Source organism: Armatimonas sp. (assembly GCF_964826245.1).
In genome coordinates this window covers 1-24,496 of sequence record NZ_CBAYMC010000032.1, presented here as the reverse complement: position 1 = coordinate 24,496, position 24,496 = coordinate 1, and the positions used below count along the sequence as shown (strand labels likewise).

Sequence of the window (24,496 nt, the reverse complement as noted above, 5' to 3'; positions counted from 1 at the left end):
GTCCCCACCGCGCTCCCGAGAAGCTGCTCGCCTTTTTTCTTCGCCCAGAGCCAGAGGTAGCCATCCTTGACCTCCACCGCCTCCTCCGAAACATACGCAAGCGCCCGCGGCCCCGCGCCCCGCACCTTCCACTTGGTCGGATCGAGCTTGCGCCCCTCGAACTCATCTTCCCAGACCAGCGCGTACCCTGCCTTCTCTGGCACAAACGGCACGGTCGAGACCGGCCCCTGCGCCGGACGCTGCGCAAAGCAACTCGGGGCAAGCGCCAGTGCCCCTCCAATAGCGTACAATCTAGTCATCATGGCCTCATTATTCCACAGGAATGCGAAGAGCAGTGATATGCATGCCGTCCTGGACGTGTCGAGTTCTCTGAGCTTGTCAAGCTAAGCCCATTTATTCTCCGCGGCCAAGTCGAGCTTGTTACCAGCTCGGGCCTTGCCTTGATCGAGGTAAGAGAAGCCTTTAAAGGACGGCCGGCGCGTTATCTCCTCTTTTATGTTGGGTGCGAGAGTGTCTATTTTTCATGGAGCCCGACGAAGTCGTTGAGATATTCACAGCGACGGTGATCCTGGATAACGCGATACGCCACCATAAGCATCGGTAAACACTCTCCCTGCTTGCGGGCTATATCCCTGCTTGCGAGCTATACAGAGGGAGTGCCATAATGCTTCCCATGAGCGTACTTCTGGGCGTAGACATTGGCGGAACAAAGATCGCAGTGGGGCTGGTCCATGCGGCGACGGGCCAGGTGCTCCACAAAGCCCGCATTCCCACGGAGGCAGAAAACGGCGGTGCCTCGGTTCTGCGGCGTGCGATAGAGTTAGCAAAATCTCTGCCCGGTGAGGGCGTTATTGCCATTGGCATTGGGGCCGGTGGCCAGATAGACCCCATCGAGGGTGTTGTGGTCAATGCCACTGAGATACTTCCCGGCTGGAAAGGCCAGCGCCTCAAAGAAGCCTTCGAGGCAGCCTTTGACCTGCCCACCTTTGCCGATAACGATGTCAACGCGCTAGCCGTGGGCGAGAGCCGCTATGGTGCGGGACGCAACTACCAGCACTTAATCTATCTGGGGCTGGGAACGGGAGTTGGGGGGGCGCTGGTCCACGACGGCAAGCTGGTGCACGGGCCAAAGGGCGCAGGCAGTGAGCCGGGCCATCTCGTGCTCTACCCCGATGCCCCGCCCTACGAAAACGGCACGCGCGGCTGTCTGGAGCAGTTCACCAGCGGCCCGGCGATCTTAGCAAGATTTGGTGACCCCAAGCTTACCGGCCCGCAGCTTGCCGAGCTTGCCCATGCGGGCTTTCCCAAGGCACTTGCCGTTCTTAATGCTGTAGGCCGCGACCTTGGGATCGGGCTGGCGACTCTTGCCAATATCTACGGCCCCGAGGCGTTTCTGCTGGGAGGCGGCGTTATAGATGGCTTCGGAGAGCTGCTCCTCACCCCCGCCCGCGCCGAGCTAGCCAGCCGAGGGCTTCCTGCCGTACGCGAGACACCGATTTTACGTGCCAGCCTCGGCCCGGATGCCCCGCTGATTGGGGCGGCTGCGCTGGCTCTCTAGAGAGCTGCAACACTCGCTAGCGCGGGTTGCCAAAGAGGACGATGCTCGACCAGTAGAACGGGTGAAGCCGTCGCTCAATAGGCGGATAGGGCGGCGCTTGCACGGTCGGGAAGCGCGTGGAAGTCGCCGTACGGAGCTGGGCAGTGGGCTTTATATCCCCACGGAGCACCGCAAGCTGCGCGTCGCGGAGCGCCAGAGACTTACTGGTATTGCGCTTCCAGCGACGGTAGAAATCCACCATCAGAGCGCTGGTGATCGAGTCGCTCACACTCCAGATATTGGCAACCACCGCGCTTGCCCCCTTGCGCTGTACCAAGTGCGCGATATTCTCGATAGCTCCCCGTGTGTACTCGGTATCCTGGGCCGGTGTCTGAAAGGTCGAGAAGGTCACCAGGCTCAGCCCCGTAAAAACCTCGGCGGGCAGGAGTCGGAGCTGCTCCAGAGAGAGTTGCTTCCCCTCAGCCAGCAAGAGGCCCCACGTGCTCTCTGCGCCAACCAGATTAAAGGGACTTGCGATATGGCAGATATCCCGCTTCTCCTGCTGAAGCACCTCCAGCCAGCGCTCCTGCGTGAAGTCGCCATTCAGCAGAGCAGGCTGCCCGAGTGCCTGCACTTCCTGAGCCACACCGGGAAACGCGACGGCTCCCTCACTGACTCCTAGGGCGATGGTCTTCTCGGTCGCGGTGGGCCGTGTCAGAGTCGCCTGGCTTGCGGGGGTGAGAAAGCTGGTATTCCAGCGCTCCAGAGCGTAGCGGGTGCCATCGTAGAGGGCGGCAAAGGGAAACACTCCCAGGCTCTGGTCTAGGGTGAGCAAGAGATGCTTTACCTGCCCAAGCTGCGTCTCAAAGGGTGCCAGAAAGAGCTCATACAGCTGCTTGCCTGCTGGACGGGGATCGAGGTTGGGTGACTGCAAGAGCCAGCGAAACTGCTCCACTTGTTTCTGGAGTGCCGCAACCTTGATCGTGGACTTATGCACGGTCACGGTGTCCATGGTCACCAGAAGTGTCCAGAGTGCCTCGTCCCCCACAAAACTGTAGAGCGCCGCATGCCCTGAATCCAGTCCCTTCAGTAGACTCTGGATCACTCCCACATCAGGAACAGCTCCCACTTTGTCCTGTGAGGCATCGGGTTGCTGGAGCTCTCGGGTGATGTCGTCGAGTGCCTTAAGATAGCTCGCTTGTGTGGCCGCGAAGCTCTGGGTGAGCTGCGTGCGCTGAAGCTCTTCGTCGGGGGTGCGCTTGGTCTTTTTCTCCAGTGGCCCTAGCTCGGTCGCTGCCAGTCTTAGCGTCTCTCCCACAGCGCTCAAGCGAGCGGTTGCTGCCTGCTCACGCGGGGTAAAGACCAGAGACTTGGGCTCGCTCGCCAGCACCTTGCGCTCGTCGGGGAAGAGGCTTTGATACTGCTCGGCCTTCACCTGCCCCAGCACTTGGAGGGCCTCGGGAGCCCGATCTAGCATAAATAGCCCCTCCGCCAGCCGCCGAAATAGGTTCACTGTGGTTAAGGCGGGGTTCTTTGGTGTCCCACGATCCAGTGCACGGATTCCCTCCGGGAGAGTCAGGTAGAGATTACCTGCCAGCTTTCCGTAGAAAGTGGCAACCGCAAGGTTGCGCTGGCTAAAGCGCGGCGCTTGCCAGAGAGTGAGCAGGTTGCCCAGAGTCCGCGCTTCCCCCGCCCGATCGCCTGCCGCCGCTCGGAGAGGCAGTGCCTGGTTGTAAGACGCCAGCGCGAGGTCAAGCTCCCCAAGGTCGTCGTGGAGCTTGCCGATGTTATTGAGAGTGCGTGCCTCTCCTGCCCAGTCTTTGGTGGAGCGCCGGAGAGGGAGGGCCTGGTTGTAGAACTCTAGGGCTTTACTGGGCTCGTTGAGAAACGAGTACACCACCCCGATATTGTGGAGATCGGCGGCGGCATCCGGGTCCCGGTAGGGCTTGTCCAAGGCAAAAGCGGCCTGGTAGTGGCTCAGCGCTTCCTGCCACTTTGCCTGCTTCTGGGTCTCGACTCCCCACGCAAAGTGCGCATCGGCCAGCGTGACGGCCAGCGCACGCTTGTCGTCCTCGGTGAGCTTGCTCCCTAAGTCTTTCTGCACCTTTGTCAATACAGAGACAGCATCGCTAAATTTTCTCGTAGAGAGTGCGGCAAGAGCCTTTGCGATAGCATCGGTAACGGGCTTAGAAAGCTCCGCGACATCGGTGGGCGTCTGCTGAGCAAAACCGCCTTGTTGTGCCCCAAGAAAGAGGCTCAGAGCTGCGAGAAGCTGACGTCGGTTTAGCATACCTGCATGATACCTTGGGCGCTATCCACACTGTCAGGTAAACTACGTCCATGCAACAGACACCGCTGTCAGATTCATACACCACGATTCTTTGGGTCGGGGGCTCGGAGGCGAAAAATCCGGAGAAGTTTCCGCTCTTTGTGCAGCGCCTGAAAGAAATGGGCATCAACACGGGGATGGTGACGGGCGATGAAGACCCGATGCGCTGGGTAAAAGCCGGGATGCCCTACTATGTCGAAAATATCGTCAATCGTGGCCTGTGCCTGAAATTCAGCTCCCAAGTAACGGACTGGGATAAGTTCGTGACGCAGTGGGTCAAAGATGGGCGGCCCGAGGCGGCGTTTGTGCGCGACTACTGCTTAGACGATCCGGCGTGGCGGCAAGACGCGAAAAAAAAGATGCAGGCGGCCGTCGGGGTGCACAAGGCCAACCAGCCCGCGCTCTACGACATCCGCGACGAGCTCTCGGTGACCATCTCCGCCAACCCGTTTGACTATGATTTTTCGCCGCGCTCCCTGGCGGGCTTTCGCACCTGGCTCCAGACCCAGTACGCCGACCTCGCTGCGCTCAATACGCAGTGGCAGACGGAGCTCGCAAGCTGGGGCGCCGTGGTGCCGTTCTCGACCGACAAGATCAAAAACCGGATGGGCGGCGGTGGAGCCAACCCGCGCGGCAAGCCCGACTGGGGCGAGGTGCAGGCACTCAAGTTCGATCTGGCGACGGCGAGCAAAGACCCAACCCGCTGGAACTTCTCGCCGTGGTGCGACTTCCGAACCTACATGGATGTCGCCCTCACCCGCACGCTTTCGGAGCTTCGTGATGCGGCGAAGGCGAGCGACCCGAACGCGAAAGTGGGGATCGAGGGAACGCAGATGCCCAGCGCCTTTGGCGGCTACGATCTAGCGCGGCTCGCCACGGCGCTAGACTGGGTGGAGCCGTATGACATTGGCAACGCGCGGGAGATATTTGGCAGCTTTATGCCCGGCAAGCCGATGCTCACCACGGTCGGGGAGCAGGACGCAAGATCTGCTCAGCGACGGCTCTGGCACTTGCTCCTGATGGGCGACACGGGCTGCATTATCTGGTGGAGCGAGGACTGCCTAGACTTCTCCAAAGACGACTGGCCGCTCACCAAGCGAGCCCAAGCGCTGGCTCCGGTCTTGAAAGAGCTACAAGGCCCCACTGCCACACGGTTTCGGAAGGCCAAGCGTGAGAGCGACCCGATCTATATCCACTACTCCCAGCCGAGTGTCCAAGTGGCGTGGCTGCTAGAGTCCACCGTGGATGGCTCGACCTGGCACCGGCGCTTCTCCAGCTACGAGGCGGAGCACAACCAGCACGCGAAAGTCCGCGCCGCCTGGCTCGGGGCGCTGCACGACCTAGGCTACACGCCCCAGTTCACCGCGGATCTTGCCTCGCTGCCCGCCAATGCGACGGTCATCTTGCCCCACTCCTACGCCCTCACCCCAATCGAGCGGCGGACACTGATGCGCTTTAAGATCGTGCTGGCCAGCGGCCCGGTCGGGGTGTTTGATGGTCACGGAAAGCTCACCGACGGCTACACGGGCGCGACCAAGGTCTTTCCACAGCCGCCCACCGCCGAAGAGCTAGCCCGCCTGCTCCCACCCCCCTCTGTGCGGGTTCGCCCCAGCGATCATGTGCGTGTGCACCGCTATGTTTCGGGCAACGAGCGCCTGCTTGCCTTCGAGCGCGGCGTCCGCTACCAGATGAGCGAGTCGCTTCAGCAAGCAAGCGGCAACGAGGCATTAGAGAAGCCCATTGAGGTTGTCGCGGTGCTCGACAAACCCGCTCTTGTCGCCGAGCTGGCCACGGGAAAGTCGCTGGGCCGCACCGCGACGCTCCGCTTCACCCTCGATCCCTGGCACCCACAGCTTTTTTCCCTGCGCTAATTTTAGTTCTTGGCCCGAATCTTGCGAGGAGAAATAACAAACGGAGAGCAAGAAAATGACGGTCGGATATCTTTTACACATCATGCCCCTCTGGGCCGTACTCAGCAGCATGGCGTTGCTAGTTTGGGCCACCTACCTGGCATCTCAGCTTTTCACCACCTGGCGCTGGGCCACCGAGCTTAGGCGTTGGAAAACCACGCGACGCCACACGTTTGCCACCCCACAGCCACACTACTATTTTTAATCTGAAGAACAATCCCTGGCCCACCGATAATTGCTCGTAGTTCTACCATATCACTTTACGGGTAGAGGAGAGCAAACCATGACGGCCAGTTATTTTCTTCACGTGATGCCCCTCTGGGGAGTGCTGATGGGCACTCTCTTGCTGGCTTGGGCTACCTACCTGGGCACTCAGCTCTTCACCACCTGGCGCTGGGCCACCGAGCTACGGCGCTGGCGCACCACGCGCCGCCGTGCCTTCAGTGCTCCTCAGCCACGCTACTACTTCTAGAGCACTCCCCCCGTACAACTTTTGCAGCAACCGACCAGTCGTAGGTGAGGTCTTCTTCGGCGGCATTTCGGTAGGTGATGATCCAAGCGTAGCGATCCTCTCCACTGACATTGGGGTGCGAGGCGTGGAGCGTTAAATCGTGGAAGAAGACAGCATCGCCGGGCTCACACGGGGCGCTGACGGCAAGCGTTTCGTCAATGGCGTCTTCCGCAAGCCTGTGCCCGAAGCCTTCACCTTCTTTGGCCACACCATCGTGCGCAGCCAGAGCTTTATGGCTTCCCGGCAAGAGCTTCAGGCAGCCACTCTCCACACTCGCGGTCTCCAGTGCCACCCAGACGGAGAGCTTGTGCGCCCCCTTCCAGTACGGCCAGTCTTGGTGCCACGGCGAGGCATAGCCGGTCTCGGCGGACTTGTAGACAACTTTATCCGAGAGAAACTCGATGTCCGGGCCGATCAGAGACTCTAACGCATCCAACAAGCGCACATCGCAGACGGCCTCGGCAAACGTGGAGCTGCTGGCCGCAAGCCCCACAAAGACTCCCGCATGGTGCCCTTTCTCCGCGAGAATTTTTAGCGCCTCCGCCTTGAGCGCCACCACTTCCTCTTCGGAGAAAAGCTGCCGAACGACGACATAGCCAAACTGGTCGTAGGTGGATTTCAGGCCACCATCGGCCTCCGTCCCAATAGGTTCCATAGAAAGCAGCCCTTCGTCTTCCCGCCAAGCGTTCATTGCCTCGGCCATGTAGTGCCAGCGAACACTCCAGTAGCGAAAATGCCGGTGCGCGTTCATCTGGGCAAAGAGAGCATCGGCCTCGAAAGGGTCGGGGAAGGCACTCTGGAGCAGCGCCTGCCACTGAATCGCAGCCGCTGCCCCTTGAGCAAACGCCGCCTGCGCGGGCGAGTCTTTTGCCGCACGCTCCTCAAAGTAAGAAGCGCAGTCCGCCGCGACGGCCAAAAAGCGATGCATCGGAGCTATTGTACACATAAAAGCCCGCCGTGGAGCCGCTTAGGTAAAAACAATGGCGTACGACTCAATCCCGTACCGCTGCCAGAGCATCTTACCGGTGCCTTGTGATTCAGCCTCCGTGAGGAGCTGCTGCGAAGATGTCAAGTCCATAGCCCCCCGTTGTACAAGGGAAAATAGCAATCGGGTTCAAGCAGGTGGCATGACCACCAGGTGCGAAACAGCCTCAAGTATGTCTCCTGTAATATCATTGAGAGCTTCCACCGGCAGTTGCGCAAGGTCACTCATGGTAAAGCTCTGTTTCCCAACGACGAGTCTCTGCTCAAGATGCTGTACTTGGTGACGTGCGATGTTCAGCGTCGCTGGACGTACCGCATCCCGCACTGAAGTCAGATCTTGTCTCAGCTGAGCATCGCCTACGGGGAGCGTGTGCAGCTCTCGTCTTGAGTTTGGCCTCTACCCTCTAAAGGGAAAGGAGTGAGCCTGGCTGAGTCACATCCAAGTTGTCGGGAAGATGCTGTCGTTGCATATCTCAACGATGGCACCACCAAGCACAAAATGCACCCAGCGTTGCATCTACGCAACATTATCCCGCAAGATTTATCGTGTACCAGGTTGCCCGGGCCTTGCCATGACGATTGAGGAGCCCTCGCTCTACCAGCTCGCTCAGCCGGTTCCGTACCGTCGTGGGCTTTTCACCCGTCAAGGTCAAGATCTCGCTGCTGGTCACCCGTCCCCGCTCCCTTGCCAGCTCCAGGATGCGTACCGAGAGCTCCGGTAGATCGCCTTCCAGGAGCTGCTCTCGCTCGATCTTTCGGGAGAGGCGGGTTTTCTGGGTGTGTAGCGCACGCACAAAGAAAAGCAGCCATGGCTCCCAGTCGGGGGAGTCAGAACGGAGTGTCCCCTGGCTGCGGCGAAGCGCCAGATAGTAGCTCTCCTTGTTCTCCTCCACGATGCTCTCCAGCGAGGCATAGGGCACGTAGCTGTAGCCACAGCGCAGAAGCAGCAGAGTCGTCAAGGCACGAGAGAGCCTGCCGTTGCCATCCTGAAATGGGTGGATCGCCAGGAAGCGCACCACAAACGACCCGATGACCATCAATGGGTGGATCAGTCCAGATTCCAATGCCTCGCGGATCTCCACAACCAGCTCCACCATCTGGAAAGGTGTATCGAAGGGGCTAGCTGTCTCAAAGACAATCCCGAGGCTCTCTCCCTCTGGCCCGAATGCCTCGACATTGTTAGAGAGGGTCTTGTAGTGCCCTCGGTGACGCTCGTCCTTACTGGAGTGCTTCAAGAGAATCCCATGGAGCTGCTGGATATGGTTCTCGGTAAGGGACAGGTGCTCAAAGCTTGAGAAGATCGTCTCCATAAGCACCGCGTAGCCCGCCACCTCTTCCTCATCACGTGAGGAAAAAGACTGCGTTCCAAGGCCCGAGAGCAGGGCCTCAACTTGGGCGTTGGTGAGCTTTACTCCCTCGATGCGTGTGGACGAGCCAACACTCTCGATGGTGGCAACGCGGCGAAGGGCAGTGAGTCGCTTGGGGGCGATGTTTCGTAGTGCTCGCCAAGCTCCCTTGAACTCGTCGATCTCTGCCACGAGGCGTAGCACTTCCTGGCTCGGTCGGTAGTTCTCGAAGGTCATCGACGGCTCCATCTGCGCGGGGTCGTTTTGCTGCCCTGTATCTTGCTTTTGCCCCGCATCCGTTTTTTGTAACATTGCGCGATTTTACGTGTAATCACAATCTATTTTGGTGGATTACGGTTGATTTGTCAAGAGGCCAATGATTTGAGGATCGTGGACGTAGGCACGAGTTGTGCGATCCGTGGTGTCAACCAGAGATAAAGATATTGCTCATGTAACTCAAGAGATGCATGGTTTTTTGGTACGTTGATTTGGTAGACCAGTTTCTCACACGGCAGATACTCACGAGCCCAAGGAGCGGACGGCGCGGCTCGCTCCCCACCGAAATGAACTCCTCCCAGCCTTCGTCGTCGGCAAATGCTCCGATAGACTCAGCTAAGAGGTGATATTTAGGAGCCTCAGGACGCATCGGTAAGAGAACTCGCCCACGCATTTGTTGCCCTTGTTCATCCACGATCCGCACGCGACGTGTCACAAAGCGACGTGCAGTGGTCATTGCCGGTGTTCGTCGTCTTGTATTGGGTTTCTTCGTTCGCATCGCGTCCTGTTATATCGTGAGGCTAGGAAAAAAATGCCCCGGTGTGAGCCGGGGCGAGGGAGGATAAATATTGATGTCAGTTCGTGCTTTGGTTCTTTACGTGTCTGCGAGGAAGACACCGATCATCGCCTCTTTACCATCGCCCAGCGGGACGAGAGCGGCACGGGTGTCTAAGTCTCCGGTGAGCAGGTTACGCAGCATGGGCTCACGGTTGTTCTTGACGACCTTGAGGTGCGTGGTGCCGACGGGGGCGATCACGGGGATCAAGACCTGGAGGGTGGTCGGGCAGACCAAGGGAAGATAGTCCACGGGAGCGCCGTCTGCTGTGGTGACCTGGACATACTCCCAGGCAGCGGGCTCTGGCGCAAAAGTCTGCCACTGGCGCACCACGGCGACGCGCTCACGGTCTGCCCTGCAGCTGGTTCCCAGTGCCCCCACGGCGAGCAAGAGCGCCAGAGGAAGCTGGGTTAGCCCCGTTAGATCTGCAATCGAGACTCCCTCCAGCTCTGGCCCTGCGAGTTTCTGCGCTGCGCCCAGCGCTCGCAGTGCCATCAGAAGCCAGCGGTGGTCTTTGTCCACACGCGAGAGAGCCAGCGCTCCCCGCGCTCCCGCAAGAGTGGCACGGAGCTGGCTCTCGGAGTGCGTGTGGAGTGGGTCGCCCAAGCTGCCATCAGGGAGCAGGCGTGTTCGTAGCAGAGTGGCGACCTCTTTAGCCAGAGCGATCATCCGCTCGCTCTCGTACTCCCGCGAGACCAGCAGGATTCCCTCAATCAGCGACGCAAGCTGCTCCGTGGTGCCAAGATCCGGCGAGAGAGTCGCTTGCTCCAGAGCTTCCTCGATGGCATTGACACTACGGAGCGCGGCACGCTGGAAGGTCTCGTTGCCCGTGCGACGGAAGGTCTCCACAAGAGGAATCAGCGCCTCCCCGATGGCCCAAGGGGCCGAGAGAGGAGCATCGCTGTTGCTCTCATGGAAGCGCTCGCCTTGCAGGAGACCGTCTTTATCCATCCGTAGCAAGAGCCACTGCGCCGCCCCAATCGCCGTGCGGGAAAGAAGCTCCGTCTGGAAGTGCGCATGGAGCAAGTGAAGCCCCACCGAGGCGCGAGCGGTCGCGGTTAAGGAGAGGGTGGCCCCGCCGTAGATGTCCTCGTAGCCCAGGTCATCACGCTGTACATCCCAGATCGCGCCCCAGTGCGGGCTCTCCACCTGAGTCACTTGAAAGTCACAGATACCGCGTCCCAAAAGCCGTGCGCGACGACGCAGTGCATCGTCGCCAGTGAGGTAGTAGCGTGCCAGCAGAGCGCAGGCAACCAGAGCAGTATCCACGCCCTCTCCTGCATGACTTCGCTTGGCCTTCAGGGAGTACGCGAGACGATCCACGCCACGCTTCGTCACGCCCTCCTCTCGCATGAGAGAGGCCGTGGCCTTGGTGGAAAGCTCGCCAAGAAAAGAGGGATAGAGCGAGGGGGACTGCTGCTTTGCCGGGGACTGCTGCTTTGCCGTCGTGACATCGGCGAGGTGTCGGCGTAGTGCTTGGTGTACTTCCACTTCGGTTCGAGCGGGTGTGACGCGTGTCTCCCAGCTCAGAGTCGCCCCAGAGCCTGCGAGATCGGCATCCTTGAGAACCAGCTCAACAGCATTTTCGCGCATCTCCGGGAAGCTACCAGGGGTCGTGCTCACCAGAGTCACCACACTCTCTTTAGTCCAGACCGCCAGCGCCCAGCCCCGATCGCCTGTCCCCAATTTCACCACACGCGGCACGCCGGGGGGAAACGGCAGGCGCAGTCGGACAGAGTCGGGAAGCTCACTGGTGCGAGGAGCCGCGAGAGCAGGAGCAGTTGCCCCCACTCGCCAGTTCCAGAGTAGCGTGTCGTCGCGTCCCTCGACAGAGACCAGAAAACGAAGTGCTGCCCGCGCCGCTGTTGCCGTCTTCCGTCGGCCTGACAGCAGAATCCGATCGCGCTTTTTCCGGGAGTGCTGATTGAGGTAAACGGGAAATGTCTGGCCGCGCAGTGTCACCTCAGCAAGAGGCCGAAATGCGGTGGACTCAAAGAGCGAGCGCCCTCCCTTGCCACGTAGCCAGCAAAGCCGAACCCGAAACACATCGTGGTGATCTGGGAGAAGCTCCAGGGCGACATGGGAGTGCGGGAACCGGTAGAGAATCTCTTCGAGCGGTGCCTCGCCAGCAATTTCGAGCGGTTTTGTCATGGGTACTTCAGTTATAGGTATAGCCCAGATTCAGGGTCCCTGTTAAGATCACGAGAACCCTCCCCGTAAAAAGGCCAGAACTTCCCCGAACTTCCCCGAACTTCCCAGAACTTCAAGGGGAGCACTTCAAGAAGCCCACTCTCCAGTTCTACTCCAGAATTCCCATAATCCCAATATGCCCCCTGGTTTATCAGGTGCATGGGCAGTCTTTTTGGAGGTTGATCGCATGTCTATTCTGTCCTCACTATTTGGTAAAGAGGTGGTAGTCGGGCTCGATATTGGGAGTTCCATGATTAAGGCGGTTCAGCTTGAGCCGACTCGAATGGGCTTTCGTGTCGTCCGAGCGGCAGAACAGAAGACCCCCCTGGGAACCGTGCGTGATGGGGTTGTTATCAGCCGTGAAGCCGTTGCAACAGCCATTCGGCAGATGCTTCAAGCGGCGGGAATCACGGCAAACTCTGCGGTTCTCTCGGTCTCCGGCCCCAGCTCCATGGTTCGTCAGATCCGCGTCCCCAAGATGAACGAGGCAACTCTGGCCAAGTCCATTCGCTATGAAGCGGGCAAGTACCTCAGCAGCAACCCTGAGGACTCCTCTCTGGCCTTTGAGATCCTTGGGCCTTGTGATGATGACCCGACACAGATGGATGTCATGCTAGTGGGAGCCAGCCGCGATACGGTGGAGTCCCGTGTGGTCGTCGCTCAGATGGCGGGCCTAGAAGCCGTCGCGGTGGATATTGAGTCCTTTGCTCTCATCCGTGCCTTAGTGGAGCTCTCCGAGGACGACTTTGCCGATACCAACCTGCGTGCCATCGTAGACATGGGAGCCGCCCACACCGAGGTCATCATTCTTTCGGGGCCTGACTTTGCGCTCACGCGCTCCATCCCTATCTCCGGCGATACGTTCTCAGATGCCCTGAAGAACCAGCTTCGGATAGAGTCGAACGAAGCGGAGCTCCTCAAGCTCGACATTGATATGGGTGCCCTCATCACCGGAGAGGCTACAGCAGAGGCCATTGAGCTGGCGCGCATCATCCAGACCACCGTGGATGAGCTACTCCGTGAGATCCGTCGCTCGATCAACTACTTCCAGTCCCAGCTTGCCGAAGAGGGAGTCAGCGCGAGCCTCTCGGAGATCCTGTTGGTAGGCGGTTCGGCACAGATGCGCAACATGGCCACCTACATGTCCGCCCGACTGGGAATCCCTACTCGCCTCTGTGATCCCTTCACCAACCCCCGACTGGAGACCAGCCCCGAAGCCGAAGAGTGGCTTCAGGAGCAAGGAGCCAGCCTGACGGGTGCACTAGGACTTGCCTTGAAAGAGAGCCTTTCTCCTCAAATGGGCAGAAAGCGCTAGAGAGAACTCAAGATGCCAAATATCAACCTGATCGCAGATCGTCGGCAGGAAAAGCGGCGCATGGAGCGCCTCAGCAAACAGCTTTTCTTTACTCTGGGAGGCTCACTCGCCATCTTCGTGGCCGTGGGTTCCTACCTACTGACAGCACGTATTAGCCAGCTTGGAGCAGTTGCGGAAGCTGAGCATCGCATGGGAAAGCTCAAGCCTGTTATCGCGGAGATTGATCTGATCAAAAAAGAGACTGCCGATAAAGAGCCAAAGCTTGCTACTTTGGAGCAGGCTCGCTACGACACTCTGCGCTGGACACTTCTGTTCCAGTCGGTCTCAGAGTCTCTGCCTGCCCAAGTTTGGCTTAGCAACCTAGGAGCACCGGATGGTGAGCCGATTGTCGTGAGTCTCTCAGGCTCAGCTCCCACCCAGACCATTGCCAGCCAGCTCGTGCTGAACCTGAAAAAGCAGCCCATCTTTGACAAAGTCGAGATTCCGACGACCACTCGTATGGAAAAAGAGAATCGGTTTAGCTTCCAGATCACCGCACAGCTCAAGCCAATCATTGCGCCCAAGACCGTAGCCCCACCGCCCGCAGGGGATAGTAAGAAGACCGCGCAAGTCGAAGCGGGCCAAGGAGAAAAGGCACATGCTTAATCCCACCGCAGGAAAAATCAGCCGGGGAGTCTCCTTTCGTCCGAGCAAGCGCAGTGCTCTCATCATGGGGGTAATGTCAGGTGGCATTCTCGCCCTCACCGGTGGGCTCTATGTCTGGCAAACGGGAGAGGTGGCCCGTATCGAGAAAGAAGTGGCCACTAAAATGGATGAGGTTCACAACGGTGAGCGAACCGCAAAGCAGCTTGAGGAAGTTCGAGCCGCCGCCGCTGTGGTGGATGGCAAGCTTCGCTATCTGGAGCAAAATGTCTCCCAAGGTGCCTACATTCCTACCATGCTCCAGCAGATGGAGAAAAAAGCAACCTCTTTTGGGCTAACGGTCAATCAGTCGAACCATACCATTGAGATTCCGCCGCCACCGCCGGTTCTAAGCCGTGAGGAACAAAAAGCGGGGAAAAAGCCACCGCCACCGCCCCCCTACAACAAAGCCCGGATAGACATGGATCTCACCGGTAACTACAAAAATGTCGGACGCTTTATTCATAGCCTCACTCGCTTTGAAAAAATCATTGCGGTCAACTCCGTGGTGGAGCAGTCAAAATGGGATCAAGTCAATAGCTCACCGGCTCTGGCGGTTCGCATCATGATGACAGGCTACGTCTTCCCAGAGACCGAGAACCTCATCATCCATGGGCAGGAGCAGCAGAAGCTCAATCCCAACGGACTTAGCGCACGTCGTGCCGCAGAAAACCAGCTCTTGAGTCCACCGGCCTCCCAGCCAAAATAGTAGGTGGAAGGCTAAAGAAAACAACATGAAGCCTGTTAATAAAAAAGACATGCCTAAGCTGATCGCACTGATCGGCTTGACCATCTGCTCACTGGGCTATGGGATCTTCCAGCTCGTGGGGGGAACCTCGGTTGCCGCACCGCCGCCTGCCAGCGAGAAGAAGGACGAAAAGAAGGATAACGCAGCAGCGGGCACCCCTCAAGCGAGTGCTTCCGTTGTGGCAGATGATCCCTTGATCGCCCAGCTCCAGCGCCTAGAGGGAGTCCGTGATCCCGTGCTCGTTCGTGACCCCTTTATGATCTCGGGTGGTGGCACTGCAACACCCGCGCCAGGAGCACCCGTACCAGGTATAGCGACCCCCAGTCAGAGTGAGGAAGAGCGGCGCAGAGACCTTGCCCAAACCCATGCTATCGAGAACGCCGACCGTCTCAAAGACCTTCTGGGGATCAATATCCGACCCAAAAGGCCTAAAGACGGCGGATTTATGGACGATCCTCAAGGCAGACCTGGCGGGCTTCCTGGCGCTTCCGGATCAACCCACTTAGTGCTTCCTCCCCCTCCCCTTCCGCAGCCACCAGCACTAGTCGTCACCGGAGTTCTGATCCCTGAGAGCGGCAATGGCGAGAGCGTCGCGATGGTTCGAATCAACGAGCACTCGCGCTGGCTCTCGGTGGGCGACAGTGTGGGAAATGGTTTTGTTGTCCGCAGTATTCGACGAACAGAGCGGGGTAGTGAGCTGGAGATCGTGGACTCCAGCGACCCCAAAAATATAAAGCGTCAGTTTACCTATCCGGTGAACTGATCAACTAAGATGGAGAAGTTACTCTCGTGCAAAATCAAAAAAATCTCTTAACCCTCGGGCTGGCGTCCCTGGGTGCCATTAGTATGGCAAGTCCATCGGAAGCGGCACATCGTGCCACCAACGATATCACCGAATTCAGTGTCACTGCCGAAGAAGCAGCCACGCGCATCATTATCACGGGGAGTCAGGCTTTCACCCCGGAGGTCAAGAGCTTTGGCAAGAGTGGAGTCACCACCATTACTCTTCCCGGAGTCTGGCAGGCGGGTAAGGCAGGCGTCCAGAACCTCCAAAAAAATGGAGTTGCTTTTGTTCGCTATGGCCAGTACGCCATGAAGCCTAGTAAGCAAGTCCGCATTGTGGCTAACTACTCGGGGAAGCTTCGTCAGCCCCTTAAGCACGAGCTGGTTCCCTCCGAGGACAAGACCCGCTGGGAAGTGGTTCTCTATGCCCCTGGTGCAGAGCCAAGTGACTCGTTCACCACAGAGCTTCGTCCTGTCCAGGTTGCTTCCATCGCCGCAGCACCTCCTGGACTTAAAAGTGTACACTACCATGTCGCCTTAGCCACAGATAAAGACCCGATCCCCTCGATCTCCGTACGAGACAAGCGTGCGGCGATCTCCGTGGATACGCATGCTCTGATGGTAGCTGCGACCCGTGTTGCCTCCAGTGTGGCAATCGCGCCGATGAACACGACAGCCGTGATGTCCAACGTCCTCGTGTCGGCTCCGAAGCTGAGCTTGGCGAGTGTGCTCTCTATCGCTCCTCGTACCCGTCCTCTTGTGCCAACCATTGCGACAGCGAGTGCGCTAACCCCCTACCCTAGCCGTACAGCCACTCCTAAAGCACCCCCTCAGGTTGCGGCACTACCTTCCAAAGCACTACCTCCCAAGGATGCTCTGGTCACGCTTGCTCAAGCCCTGAGTGCGCCGGTTACCCGTGCCACAGAGCCCACTCCAGCTCGCTCGCCGATTAGCATCACTGCTGCCGCTCCTGTGGAGACACTCACAAAAACGGCCTCCCAGGAAAATACCCTGGATCGCATCGTCAAGCTGGATGTGGTCAATGGAGAGCTCACCGATGTGCTCAAGCTGATCCAGATGCAGGCGAAAGTCAATGTCGTCTCAGGGCAGAGTGTGGTCAACAAGAAAGTCACGCTCTCTCTGGACAAAGTGCCTCTTCGTGATGCCCTAGACTGGGTGACGCGACTTTCCGGTGTTGCCTACACTATGGAAGGCAATAACACGATTATCGTGGGTACGGGTCAGGAAATCTCGCTGCTGAAGCGCACCAACCAGACCCCCGAGGCGATCTCAGCCAGCATTCCATTCTACTACGCCGATGCGGACTCACTCAAAACTGCGCTCACCAGCTCGTTCCCGAACGTGACAATCCACATCATTCGTGCAAGTGACGAGTCGAAAAAAGAGGAGGAGAACACTCAGCAAGGCAGCTCTGTTCAAGCAGCAACTGGAGAGCGCGTCGCCGTCAATACTCCTGGGAATGCCTCAGGCTCCTCCATGACCTCTCTCAAGCCGCGCGGTGGCTCGATCTACGTGGTTGGTACTCGCTCTATTGTTGAAGAGATTCAAAGCACCATTGCGGACATGGAAAAAGGTCTCATCGAGATCGCACAGCGTGACTCCGACCGAAAGGCGGATCAGCTTCGCAGCTTTGTCAATGACACCTACGAAGTGAAGTATGTAGACCCAAGCCAAGCAGCAAGGCTCATTCTAGAGAGCGTCCCTAATCTGATTGTACGTCCTGGCCCTTCACAGCGCTTTATCGCCACTGCCCTCGGTGTTGGCGGCGCACTGGGCCAAGGTGGTGGAACGGGTGCAGGCGGTGGAATGGGTGCAGGTAGTGGTGGGGCCCAAGGCGGTGGAATGGGTGCAGCAGCTGGTGGAGCCCAAGGCGGCCAAGGACAGGGAGGCCAAGGACAGGGAGGCGGACTTGTCGAGTCTCGACTCCTCTTGCTCACAGGCAAGGAGAGCGATGTCAAGCGTGCCAAAGAGATGCTCAACCAGCTTGATGTCAAGCCACCACAGTTTATCTACGAGGCGCGTCTTGTCGAGATGAGCAAAGACAATGCCACCAAGCTGGGCCTGACGTATGACCTAGGCCGTGCCATACAGATTGGTGAGAACGACCTTGGTGGCCAGCCCAACACCACAGTCAATGGAATAGCAGGAGGCCGTCAGCCAAACGGAGGAGCGATCTTCCGCACGCCCTATAGCATTGCCACAAAGATTGATGCGCTTGCGACACTGGGAAAAGCCAATATCCTGGCCCGCCCCACTCTCTCCGCGCTGGATGGAAATCAGGCCGTGACATTTATTGGGGATCAGGTTCCCTACGTGATCTCACAGTCTATCGGCCCAACCGGTGGTCTGAATGTCCAGACAGGAATTGCGAGTGCAGGAATCCGGCTCCAGGTCTCAGGTCGCTCGAATGGCGATGGCACGATGACGATCTATGTCCATCCCGAGATCTCCACGATCACCCAGTTCGTCGGGGGACTGCCGCAGATCTCCACCCGGTTTGTAGATACCATGATCCGTGTGAAAAACGGGGAGACCATCGCCATCGGTGGTCTGGTGCAGAAGACTGAGATTGACAACATGCGCAAGATTCCTCTGATCGGGGATCTGCCGATTCTCGGACAGCTCTTCCGCTCCAGTGATAAGAGCATTAAGGAGAGCGAGGTGCTGATCTTCATCACTTGCTCTCTGTCCAAAGACTAAAAGACAAATCGTCTTTAATCCCTAAAGGGGTCAGCCGTGCACGAGCGGCTGGCCTCTTTTTTGTTCGTAAAATTGCCAATAATAACAAAACAAGTATGACTGCGACACAAACAAATCGCATCGGTGACGTTCTCGTTGAGAAAGGACTCCTCTCTCAGGAGCAGCTCCAGAGCGCCATGGACAAACAGAAGCAGCTCGGGGGCAGGCAGCCCTTGGGAGAAATTCTGGTCTCCATGGGCCTCATCACCGAGCGCACCCGTGTAATGACACTAGGAGAGCAGTGGGGGGTTGAGTACGTTAATCTCACAGAAGTCATTATCCCCGAAGATGTTTACTCACTAATCTCACAAGAGCTCGCACGTCGCTACAAGATGGTTCCCCTCGAAGTGGTGGGAAACCAGATCAAGATGGCGATGAAGAATCCACTGGATATCTTCGCCACCGACGAAATCCGGCTCATGACGGGCAAGGAAGTTCTCCCGCTGATCGCCACTGAGGACGATATTCTTCTGGCCATCAATGAGAACTATAAAGTCGCGGCTCAGAATCTCAACAATGTTCTCCAGACCTTCCAGAACGAGGAGGTGGAGCTGGACAGGAAGCGGCCTGAGGATCTGGCTGCCGAAGTGGACCAAGCAGAGGCGGAGTCTGCCCCGATCATTCAGCTTGCCAATGCCCTGATCTCCCGCGCCATTTCTGAGAAAGCTTCCGATATTCATATTGAGCCTGCCCGTGAGTCTATCCGAATCCGCTACCGTGTGGATGGAATTCTGATGGACGGCCTCACGGTGCCCAAAAATGCACAGAACGCGCTGACCAGCCGCATTAAGATCATGGCGGACATGGATATCGCCGAGAAGCGTGCCCCCCAAGATGGCCGTATCTCAATGATCATCCAGGGCAAGCAGTACGACTTCCGTGTCTCAAGCCTCCCCGCTGTCTACGGTGAAAAGATCGTCATGCGCGTACTGGACAAGAGCAATATCAATATTGGTCTGCACCGCCTCGGTCTGCTGCCCCACACCTTCGAGATGTTTGAGACCATGCTGATGCGCTCGTATGGCCTGATTCTTGTCACTGGGCCGACGGGCTCTGGGAAATCGACGACGCTCTACTCCAGCCTCTCGAAAGTGAGCTCGGCGGAGAAGAATATTATCACCATTGAGGATCCCGTCGAGTATGAGATCACGGGCATCACTCAAGTCGGTGTGAACAACAAAGCCCACATGACCTTTGCGGCGGGCCTGAAGGCGATGCTGCGCCAAGACCCGGACATCATCATGGTGGGAGAGATGCGCGATCAAGAGACGGCCAATATCGCCATTGAGGCCGCTCTTACCGGACACCTGGTCTTCTCGACCCTCCACACCAACGATGCCCCTGGTGCCGTCGCTCGTCTTATGGACATGGGAGTCGAGCCCTTTCTGATCGCCTCCGCCACGGTCGGAGTCATGGCTCAGCGCCTCATGCGCCGTGTCTGTGACAAGTGTAAGACAACCTACGAGCCCCCCAAAGAGGCCATCCGTCGCCTGGGAATGAGCCTGGACGACATGGAGGACGGTAAGATCACCTTCTACCGAGGCCGGGGCTGTGAGACCTGCAAGGGTACCGGCTACAAAGGGCGCGTCGGTTGCTACGAGCTCATGCCCGTCACCGATAAAGTGCGTGAGCTGATTTTAGCGCATGCCTCGGCCTATGCCATCCGTGAAGCCGCAATCGAGGGCGGAATGCGCTCGCTCAAAGAAGATGCCATGGAAAAAATCCTCCTGGGCATGACCACTCTGGAAGAAAGCCTGCGTGTTATCTACTCTGGCTAAAGATTCATTTGCGAAGAGACACAATATAGTAAGATGAACGCGATTCCTAATTCAGCCCCAAGCGGCCCGATCATTGGCATTGATCTCGGCACGTCTACCTCGGCAGTCGCTTTCCTCGGCCGTGAGGGCGAGCCAGAGCTCATCCCAGATCTTCATGGCGATACCATTGTTCCCAGCATGGTGCAGCTCCTGCCCGATGGCCAGCTTGTCGTCGGCTCTGTCGCTAAGAGCGGCGCGGTTACCTACCACGACCGCACGGCCATGGAAGTCAAGCGCCTTATGGGCACCGGCGAGACCGTGAAGCTCGGCAAGAAAGTCTTCTTTCCGGAGGAGATCGGCACCGAGATCCTCAAGCACTTAAAACAAGCCGCCGAGACCAAGCTCGGTCGCGAGATCCAAGATGTCGTCATCTCGGTTCCTGCCCGCTTTGAAAACGCCGCTCGCGAGGCCACCCGCAAGGCCGCCGAGGCGGCTGGTCTAAAAGTGATACGCCTTATCAACGAGCCGACTGCCGCTGCCCTTGCCTATGGCCTGGGCCATATCGCCGACAAGAGTAAAGTTCTTGTCTTTGACTTCGGAGGTGGCACGCTTGATGTCACGGTGCTAGAGATGTTCGAGGGAATCTTAGACATTCGCACCTCGGTGGGTGATGATAAGCTCGGTGGTAAAGATATTGACGAGGCCACGATCGCCTTGCTCCGCGATAAGTACAAAGAGATCACAGGCAAAAAGATGCCGCCGCCCTCGCGCGATAAAAAAGCGGCACAGCGCATCAAAGAAGAAGCGGAGATTGTCAAAAAGACGCTCTCGTTCTCAGGGACAGTCCAGATCAACCTGCCTAACCTTGTCGGAGATCAGGACCTCGTCTGCACTCTCACTCGCGATGAGCTGGACGCACAGCTCGAGAGCATGCTCATGCGTGCCATGAATGTGGTCAATGAAGCGCTGGCCCGTGCCCGCCTGAAGTGGGACGATATTGATGTCATCCTGCCCATCGGGGGCTCCAGCCGCATTCCCTTGTTCCGCCGCGCCTTGGAGTTTGCCTCAGGAAAAGATCTCTACTCAGGATCGCTCAGCCCCGATGAAGCCGTCGCACTGGGGGCCGCCATCGCAGCGGGTATTGAGCAGAATCTCTATCAAGAGCAACAAAAAGCCATCATGATCTTAGATGTCTCGCCCCATAGGCTGGGCGTAGCCACGATCAAGCAAGTGGGCAATGAGCAGTTTGTCGAGGACTACTTCAGTGAGCTTATCCCCAAAGACGCCAAGCTCCCGGCGATTACCAAACGAGACTACATGACCATCTCCGATGGCACCCGACCCATTGCCATTCGTATCTACGAGGCCGTGACCGAGGGCAATCTCTGCCGCGAGCACCGGACGATCAGTGAGCTGGCCCTCAGAGCGCTCAATACGGAGTCCAAGGACGAGCCCATCCAAGTCGAGTTCCGCTACACTCTCGATGGCACTCTAGAAGTCGCAGCTCGCTACATCAGTGCCCCCATGGTGCAGGTAGATGGCAAGTTTATCTTAGATGCTCCCGGCGCAGGTGGCGCGGAGATTCCCCAGGAAGTCTGGCGCAATGCACCGCTTGCCGAGCTTGCCTTCCCTCTTTTAGAGCAAGCTGAGCGCATGATCAAAGAGCGTCCCGAGCTTTCCGGCCCGATAGGTGATTTCGCCGGTTTTGTCAAGCTAGCCGTGATCCAGAACGACGAAGCCGAGATGCGCAAGCGCCTTGATAAGCTCACGGATCTACTTTTTGAGATCGCCTAAGCTCCCCTGATGTCTAACTTTCTTTTAGCCAATAATCTCATCACAGCATGAGCGAGACAATCGACGAAGAAACCCTCTATACGATCCTAGAAGTCTCAGAGTCCGCCACGGAGGACGAGATTCAGCAGGCCTATTTCCGCTTGGTTCGCCTCTGCCCTCCGCAAAAATATCCGGAACGCTACCAGCTCCTCAACAGCGCCCGTGAGACGCTACTCCACCCACAGCGCCGGGGTGAGTACGACCAGAGCCGACAAAATGGCATACGGGTTCGTGTGCTTGTAGATCAAGCTGCTCTCTCGATGGAGAAAGACCCCCAGAAAGCCCTCTCACTTCTCAAGAGCGCTGTGACCTTGGCTCCCGATATGCCGCGTCCTCGCATGCTCCTGGCACAACTTCTCATTCGCACGAAGAACTACGATCTCGCCGAGCGTCAGTACGCGTGGCAGATCCGTCGCACTCCTCACGATGAGACTCTGCGCTGCAAGATGGCACGTTGCCTGATGCTCCAGGCTAAAAACGAAGAGGCGGAGTGCGAGCTCAAGGTAGTTTTGAAACTCAATGAGGTGCACTACGATGCCCAGCTTCTGCTCGCACGCATCTACCGTAGCCAGAACCGAATTCCCGAGCTTATCGCCGCCTTGGAACAAGCTATTGCCGCGGATGAGCAAGAGAATTTCTCCGACTTCAGTGCTCTCTTGCAGCTTCTGATGGTCTACATTCAGAATGACCATCACGATGGTGCTGAGAGCACGAGCCACCGACTTCTTGCCGTGATCCCCGAAGAGCGCTACGAGCAGGCAGGCGATGCCTTTATCCAGACAGCAGAGCTTTTCTTTCGCGAGGATCACTTTGTCTGGACACGCCAGCTTTTGTTTCATGTGCAGAGCCTTCCCCTCGCAGACGATCACCCTTGCCGCTTGAAGATGATCGAGCTGGCCCAAAAATCAGCACTCCAGCATGAGGCACAGCGCCTGGCCAAAGACGACTTGCTCTTTGGGGGGCTTCAGGACTGTTTCCAGACGCTCTATCGGGATCACTCCTTGGACAATATCCGTGAGTCGCGGATGAATGCCGCTTTTATCAAGCTCCAGCATGAGTTTGAGGCCACGCCGCGCCAGCTTCTCAAACAGCTTGCCTATATCCGTCGCGAGTACCCGCTTATTAGTGCTGACCAAGACCCCTTTCTGGGGCTTCTCCGCCAGCGGGCACTCAACCGCCTGACAGCTCTAGACGCACAGGCTGCCCAGCGTGCGGCTCTGGCATCGTCGATTTCCCCCCTTACGGTGCCCGTTACTTCCGAAGAAGAGACAAAGCATAGTGGTCTTTTTGGTCGCTTAATGGGGAGTCGCTAGTACGCATGCTATAATTTCCTAGCATGAGTCAACTAACCTTAATCGAAGAAGTCCGCGCCCGCCAGATTCTGGATTCGCGCGGCAATCCCACCGTTGAAGTGGATGTTATTTTAGAGTGTGGCGTGGTCGGACGCGCCGCTGTCCCTTCCGGAGCCTCCACAGGTGCCCACGAAGCGGTCGAGCTACGTGACGGCGACAAGTCGGTTTATCTTGGCAAAGGCGTTTTAAGTGCCGTCAAGAATGTCAATGAGAGCATCTCCCCTGAGCTGGCAGGCTTTGACGCGTCGGATCAAGCGGGCCTAGACAGCCTACTCTTAGCTCTCGATGGAACGCATAACAAAGCCAAGTTCGGAGCCAACGCTATTCTTGGCGTCTCGCTCGCCGCTGCCAAAGCATCTGCAGAAGCCCTCGAAACCCCCCTCTGGCGCTACATTGGCGGGGCCAACGCCAAGCAGCTTCCCGTCCCAATGCTCAACATCATCAACGGTGGCAAGCACGCCGACAACTCCGTGGACCTCCAGGAGTTCATGGTCATGCCCGTGGGTGCGACCAGCTTCTCCGAGGGCCTGCGCTGGGGCGCGGAGATCTTCCACGCACTCAAGTCCGTACTCAAAGGCAAGGGCTATGGAACGGCTGTGGGCGATGAGGGCGGCTACGCGCCCAACCTCAAGAGCAACCAGGAAGCGCTCGATGTGATCATGGAGGCGATTGGCAAGGCGGGCTACACCCCTGGCGCACAGATCCAGATCGCCATGGACCCCGCCACCACCGAGCTCTACGAAGAGGGCAAGGCCAACGGACGCGAGGGCAGCTACTACTTCTGGAAGTCCAATATCTGGAAGACCCGAGAAGAGATGGTCGCGTTCTGGGCCGATCTCGCCGCCAACTACCCGATTATCTCGATCGAGGACGGCATGTCCGAGGACGACTGGGAGGGCTGGAAGCTCCTCACCGACGCCATTGGCAAGAAAGTCCAGCTCGTGGGCGATGACCTCTTTGTCACCAACACCACACGCCTCGCTCAGGGAATCGAGCAAGGGATCGGCAACTCCATTCTCGTCAAAGTCAACCAGATCGGCACCCTCACCGAGACGCTGGAAGCCGTCGAGATGGCCAAGCGCGCGGGCTACACCGCCATCCTCTCCCACCGCTCCGGTGAGACCGAAGACACCACGATTGCGGATATCGCCGTCGCCACCAACTGTGGCCAGATCAAGACCGGCGCTCCCAGCCGCACGGACCGCGTCGCTAAGTACAACCAGCTCCTCCGTATCGAAGAGGCGCTAGGTACTACCGCGGTCTACCAGGGTCTGAAGAGCTTCTACAACTTAAAGTAAACCCTCCTCCCCTGCCCTCCTCCCCTGCCCTCCTCCCAATCCTGGGAGGAGGGTGCAACTAAATCAGTGGGTCGCGTGTCGTAGGAAGTGGAGGCACGATTCTTCAATGCGAAATGGAACACGACGCGACCTGCTGATGATGCTGGTTCTGACTTTTATTACCGGCGGACTCTACTACTTCTACTGGGCCTACAAGACCAGCAAAGAAATGGACGAGTTCACGGGTGAGCGCGGGATTCCCCCGATTGTCCACTTGGTTCTTCTGATCTGCACCATCAGCCTCTGGGGCTATGTCTGGGATATTCTCACCGCGCAAAAAATCGAGCGGAT

General features: G+C 57.9%; 19 protein-coding genes and 1 pseudogene. 14 read left to right on the top strand and 6 right to left on the bottom strand.

Annotation, left to right across the window (positions count from 1 at the left end):
* Window positions 1-302, bottom strand: a pseudogene (locus AC1XOS_RS05075) (hypothetical protein); the annotation flags it as partial.
* 371 nt (window positions 303-673) lie between these two features.
* Between AC1XOS_RS05075 and AC1XOS_RS05070 the strand changes: the two are divergent.
* Window positions 674-1,558, top strand: a complete 885-nt coding sequence (locus AC1XOS_RS05070; RefSeq protein WP_481961135.1) for an ROK family protein — start codon at window positions 674-676, stop codon at window positions 1,556-1,558.
* Window positions 1,559-1,574: 16 nt separating this feature from the next.
* Here AC1XOS_RS05070 and AC1XOS_RS05065 read toward each other — a convergent pair whose 3' ends face one another.
* Window positions 1,575-3,827 carry a CHAT domain-containing protein gene (locus AC1XOS_RS05065; RefSeq protein ID WP_481961134.1) on the bottom strand — a complete coding sequence of 751 codons (2,253 nt, stop codon included), beginning with the start codon at window positions 3,825-3,827 and terminating at the stop codon, window positions 1,575-1,577.
* A 50-nt stretch (window positions 3,828-3,877) separates the two neighbouring features.
* On the opposite strand from AC1XOS_RS05065, the gene AC1XOS_RS05060 reads away from it, so the two are divergent.
* Together AC1XOS_RS05060 and AC1XOS_RS05055 are read left to right on the top strand one after the other, a co-directional pair.
* Entirely contained in the window at window positions 3,878-5,737 is a 1,860-nt protein-coding gene (locus AC1XOS_RS05060; protein WP_481961133.1) for a beta-galactosidase, read from the top strand.
* Window positions 5,738-6,059: 322 nt separating this feature from the next.
* The gene (locus tag AC1XOS_RS05055; RefSeq protein ID WP_481961132.1) at window positions 6,060-6,248 is read left to right on the top strand and encodes a hypothetical protein; all 189 of its coding nucleotides are present in this window, start codon (window positions 6,060-6,062) and stop codon (window positions 6,246-6,248) included.
* On the opposite strand, the gene AC1XOS_RS05050 is transcribed toward AC1XOS_RS05055, so the two are convergent.
* Entirely contained in the window at window positions 6,217-7,215 is a 999-nt protein-coding gene (locus AC1XOS_RS05050) for a phytanoyl-CoA dioxygenase family protein (protein WP_481961131.1), read from the bottom strand. The two genes, AC1XOS_RS05055 and AC1XOS_RS05050, sit on opposite strands and share 32 nt — an antisense overlap.
* A 210-nt stretch (window positions 7,216-7,425) precedes the next feature.
* Between AC1XOS_RS05050 and AC1XOS_RS05045 the strand changes: the two genes are divergently transcribed.
* Window positions 7,426-7,599, top strand: a complete 174-nt coding sequence (locus tag AC1XOS_RS05045; RefSeq protein WP_481961130.1) for a transposase — start codon at window positions 7,426-7,428, stop codon at window positions 7,597-7,599.
* Window positions 7,600-7,798: 199 nt separating this feature from the next.
* On the opposite strand, the gene AC1XOS_RS05040 is transcribed toward AC1XOS_RS05045, so the two are convergent.
* The 3 genes from AC1XOS_RS05040 to AC1XOS_RS05030 all read right to left on the bottom strand — a co-directional run bounded on the left by AC1XOS_RS05040 (window position 7,799) and on the right by AC1XOS_RS05030 (window position 11,600).
* Window positions 7,799-8,854: a Fic family protein gene (locus AC1XOS_RS05040; protein WP_481961136.1), complete on the bottom strand. Its 1,056-nt coding sequence runs from the start codon at window positions 8,852-8,854 to the stop codon at window positions 7,799-7,801.
* Between the two features lie 187 nt (window positions 8,855-9,041).
* Entirely contained in the window at window positions 9,042-9,392 is a 351-nt protein-coding gene (locus AC1XOS_RS05035) for a hypothetical protein (protein WP_481961129.1), read from the bottom strand.
* A gap of 96 nt (window positions 9,393-9,488) precedes the next feature.
* Window positions 9,489-11,600: a hypothetical protein gene (locus AC1XOS_RS05030; RefSeq protein WP_481961128.1), complete on the bottom strand. Its 2,112-nt coding sequence runs from the start codon at window positions 11,598-11,600 to the stop codon at window positions 9,489-9,491.
* 226 nt (window positions 11,601-11,826) lie between these two features.
* Here AC1XOS_RS05030 and pilM point away from each other — a divergent pair, with 226 nt between their 5' ends.
* The 10 genes from pilM to AC1XOS_RS04980 form a co-directional block, all read left to right on the top strand.
* Window positions 11,827-12,954 carry a type IV pilus assembly protein PilM gene (gene pilM / locus AC1XOS_RS05025; RefSeq protein WP_481961127.1) on the top strand — a complete coding sequence of 376 codons (1,128 nt, stop codon included), beginning with the start codon at window positions 11,827-11,829 and terminating at the stop codon, window positions 12,952-12,954.
* 12 nt (window positions 12,955-12,966) lie between these two features.
* A complete protein-coding gene (locus AC1XOS_RS05020) occupies window positions 12,967-13,599 on the top strand; it encodes a PilN domain-containing protein (protein WP_481961126.1) in 633 nt (210 codons plus the stop codon).
* Window positions 13,592-14,344 carry a type 4a pilus biogenesis protein PilO gene (pilO, locus tag AC1XOS_RS05015; RefSeq protein WP_481961125.1) on the top strand — a complete coding sequence of 251 codons (753 nt, stop codon included), beginning with the start codon at window positions 13,592-13,594 and terminating at the stop codon, window positions 14,342-14,344. The genes AC1XOS_RS05020 and pilO overlap by 8 nt, the downstream gene beginning before the upstream one ends.
* A gap of 25 nt (window positions 14,345-14,369) precedes the next feature.
* Window positions 14,370-15,146 carry a hypothetical protein gene (locus AC1XOS_RS05010; RefSeq protein WP_481961124.1) on the top strand — a complete coding sequence of 259 codons (777 nt, stop codon included), beginning with the start codon at window positions 14,370-14,372 and terminating at the stop codon, window positions 15,144-15,146.
* Window positions 15,147-15,172: 26 nt separating this feature from the next.
* The gene (locus AC1XOS_RS05005) at window positions 15,173-17,887 is read left to right on the top strand and encodes a hypothetical protein (RefSeq protein ID WP_481961123.1); all 2,715 of its coding nucleotides are present in this window, start codon (window positions 15,173-15,175) and stop codon (window positions 17,885-17,887) included.
* A gap of 95 nt (window positions 17,888-17,982) precedes the next feature.
* Window positions 17,983-19,704, top strand: coding sequence for a GspE/PulE family protein (locus tag AC1XOS_RS05000; protein ID WP_481961122.1), 1,722 nt, complete (start codon window positions 17,983-17,985; stop codon window positions 19,702-19,704).
* Between the two features lie 33 nt (window positions 19,705-19,737).
* Window positions 19,738-21,477, top strand: a complete 1,740-nt coding sequence (locus AC1XOS_RS04995; RefSeq protein WP_481961121.1) for an Hsp70 family protein — start codon at window positions 19,738-19,740, stop codon at window positions 21,475-21,477.
* A gap of 47 nt (window positions 21,478-21,524) precedes the next feature.
* Window positions 21,525-22,829 (top strand): J domain-containing protein, encoded by a 1,305-nt coding sequence (locus AC1XOS_RS04990; RefSeq protein ID WP_481961120.1) that lies wholly within the window; start codon window positions 21,525-21,527, stop codon window positions 22,827-22,829.
* Between the two features lie 23 nt (window positions 22,830-22,852).
* The gene (gene eno, locus AC1XOS_RS04985) at window positions 22,853-24,166 is read left to right on the top strand and encodes a phosphopyruvate hydratase (RefSeq protein ID WP_481961119.1); all 1,314 of its coding nucleotides are present in this window, start codon (window positions 22,853-22,855) and stop codon (window positions 24,164-24,166) included.
* Between the two features lie 106 nt (window positions 24,167-24,272).
* Window positions 24,273-24,496, top strand: a 224-nt coding sequence (locus tag AC1XOS_RS04980) for a DUF4234 domain-containing protein (RefSeq protein WP_481961118.1), incomplete at its 3' end; no start/stop codon positions are given.

Bases quoted from the DNA above. Each gene is read 5' to 3' on its own strand.
- AC1XOS_RS05070 (WP_481961135.1), top strand. From the start codon at position 674: ATGAGCGTACTTCTGGGCGTAGACATTGGCGGAACAAAGATCGCAGTG.
- AC1XOS_RS05065 (WP_481961134.1), bottom strand. From the start codon at position 3,827: ATGCTAAACCGACGTCAGCTTCTCGCAGCTCTGAGCCTCTTTCTTGGG.
- AC1XOS_RS05060 (WP_481961133.1), top strand. From the start codon at position 3,878: ATGCAACAGACACCGCTGTCAGATTCATACACCACGATTCTTTGGGTC.
- AC1XOS_RS05055 (WP_481961132.1), top strand. From the start codon at position 6,060: ATGACGGCCAGTTATTTTCTTCACGTGATGCCCCTCTGGGGAGTGCTG.
- AC1XOS_RS05050 (WP_481961131.1), bottom strand. From the start codon at position 7,215: ATGCATCGCTTTTTGGCCGTCGCGGCGGACTGCGCTTCTTACTTTGAG.
- AC1XOS_RS05040 (WP_481961136.1), bottom strand. From the start codon at position 8,854: ATGACCTTCGAGAACTACCGACCGAGCCAGGAAGTGCTACGCCTCGTG.
- AC1XOS_RS05035 (WP_481961129.1), bottom strand. From the start codon at position 9,392: ATGCGAACGAAGAAACCCAATACAAGACGACGAACACCGGCAATGACC.
- AC1XOS_RS05030 (WP_481961128.1), bottom strand. From the start codon at position 11,600: ATGACAAAACCGCTCGAAATTGCTGGCGAGGCACCGCTCGAAGAGATT.
- pilM (WP_481961127.1), top strand. From the start codon at position 11,827: ATGTCTATTCTGTCCTCACTATTTGGTAAAGAGGTGGTAGTCGGGCTC.
- AC1XOS_RS05020 (WP_481961126.1), top strand. From the start codon at position 12,967: ATGCCAAATATCAACCTGATCGCAGATCGTCGGCAGGAAAAGCGGCGC.
- pilO (WP_481961125.1), top strand. From the start codon at position 13,592: ATGCTTAATCCCACCGCAGGAAAAATCAGCCGGGGAGTCTCCTTTCGT.
- AC1XOS_RS05010 (WP_481961124.1), top strand. From the start codon at position 14,370: ATGAAGCCTGTTAATAAAAAAGACATGCCTAAGCTGATCGCACTGATC.
- AC1XOS_RS05000 (WP_481961122.1), top strand. From the start codon at position 17,983: ATGACTGCGACACAAACAAATCGCATCGGTGACGTTCTCGTTGAGAAA.
- AC1XOS_RS04995 (WP_481961121.1), top strand. From the start codon at position 19,738: ATGAACGCGATTCCTAATTCAGCCCCAAGCGGCCCGATCATTGGCATT.
- AC1XOS_RS04990 (WP_481961120.1), top strand. From the start codon at position 21,525: ATGAGCGAGACAATCGACGAAGAAACCCTCTATACGATCCTAGAAGTC.
- eno (WP_481961119.1), top strand. From the start codon at position 22,853: ATGAGTCAACTAACCTTAATCGAAGAAGTCCGCGCCCGCCAGATTCTG.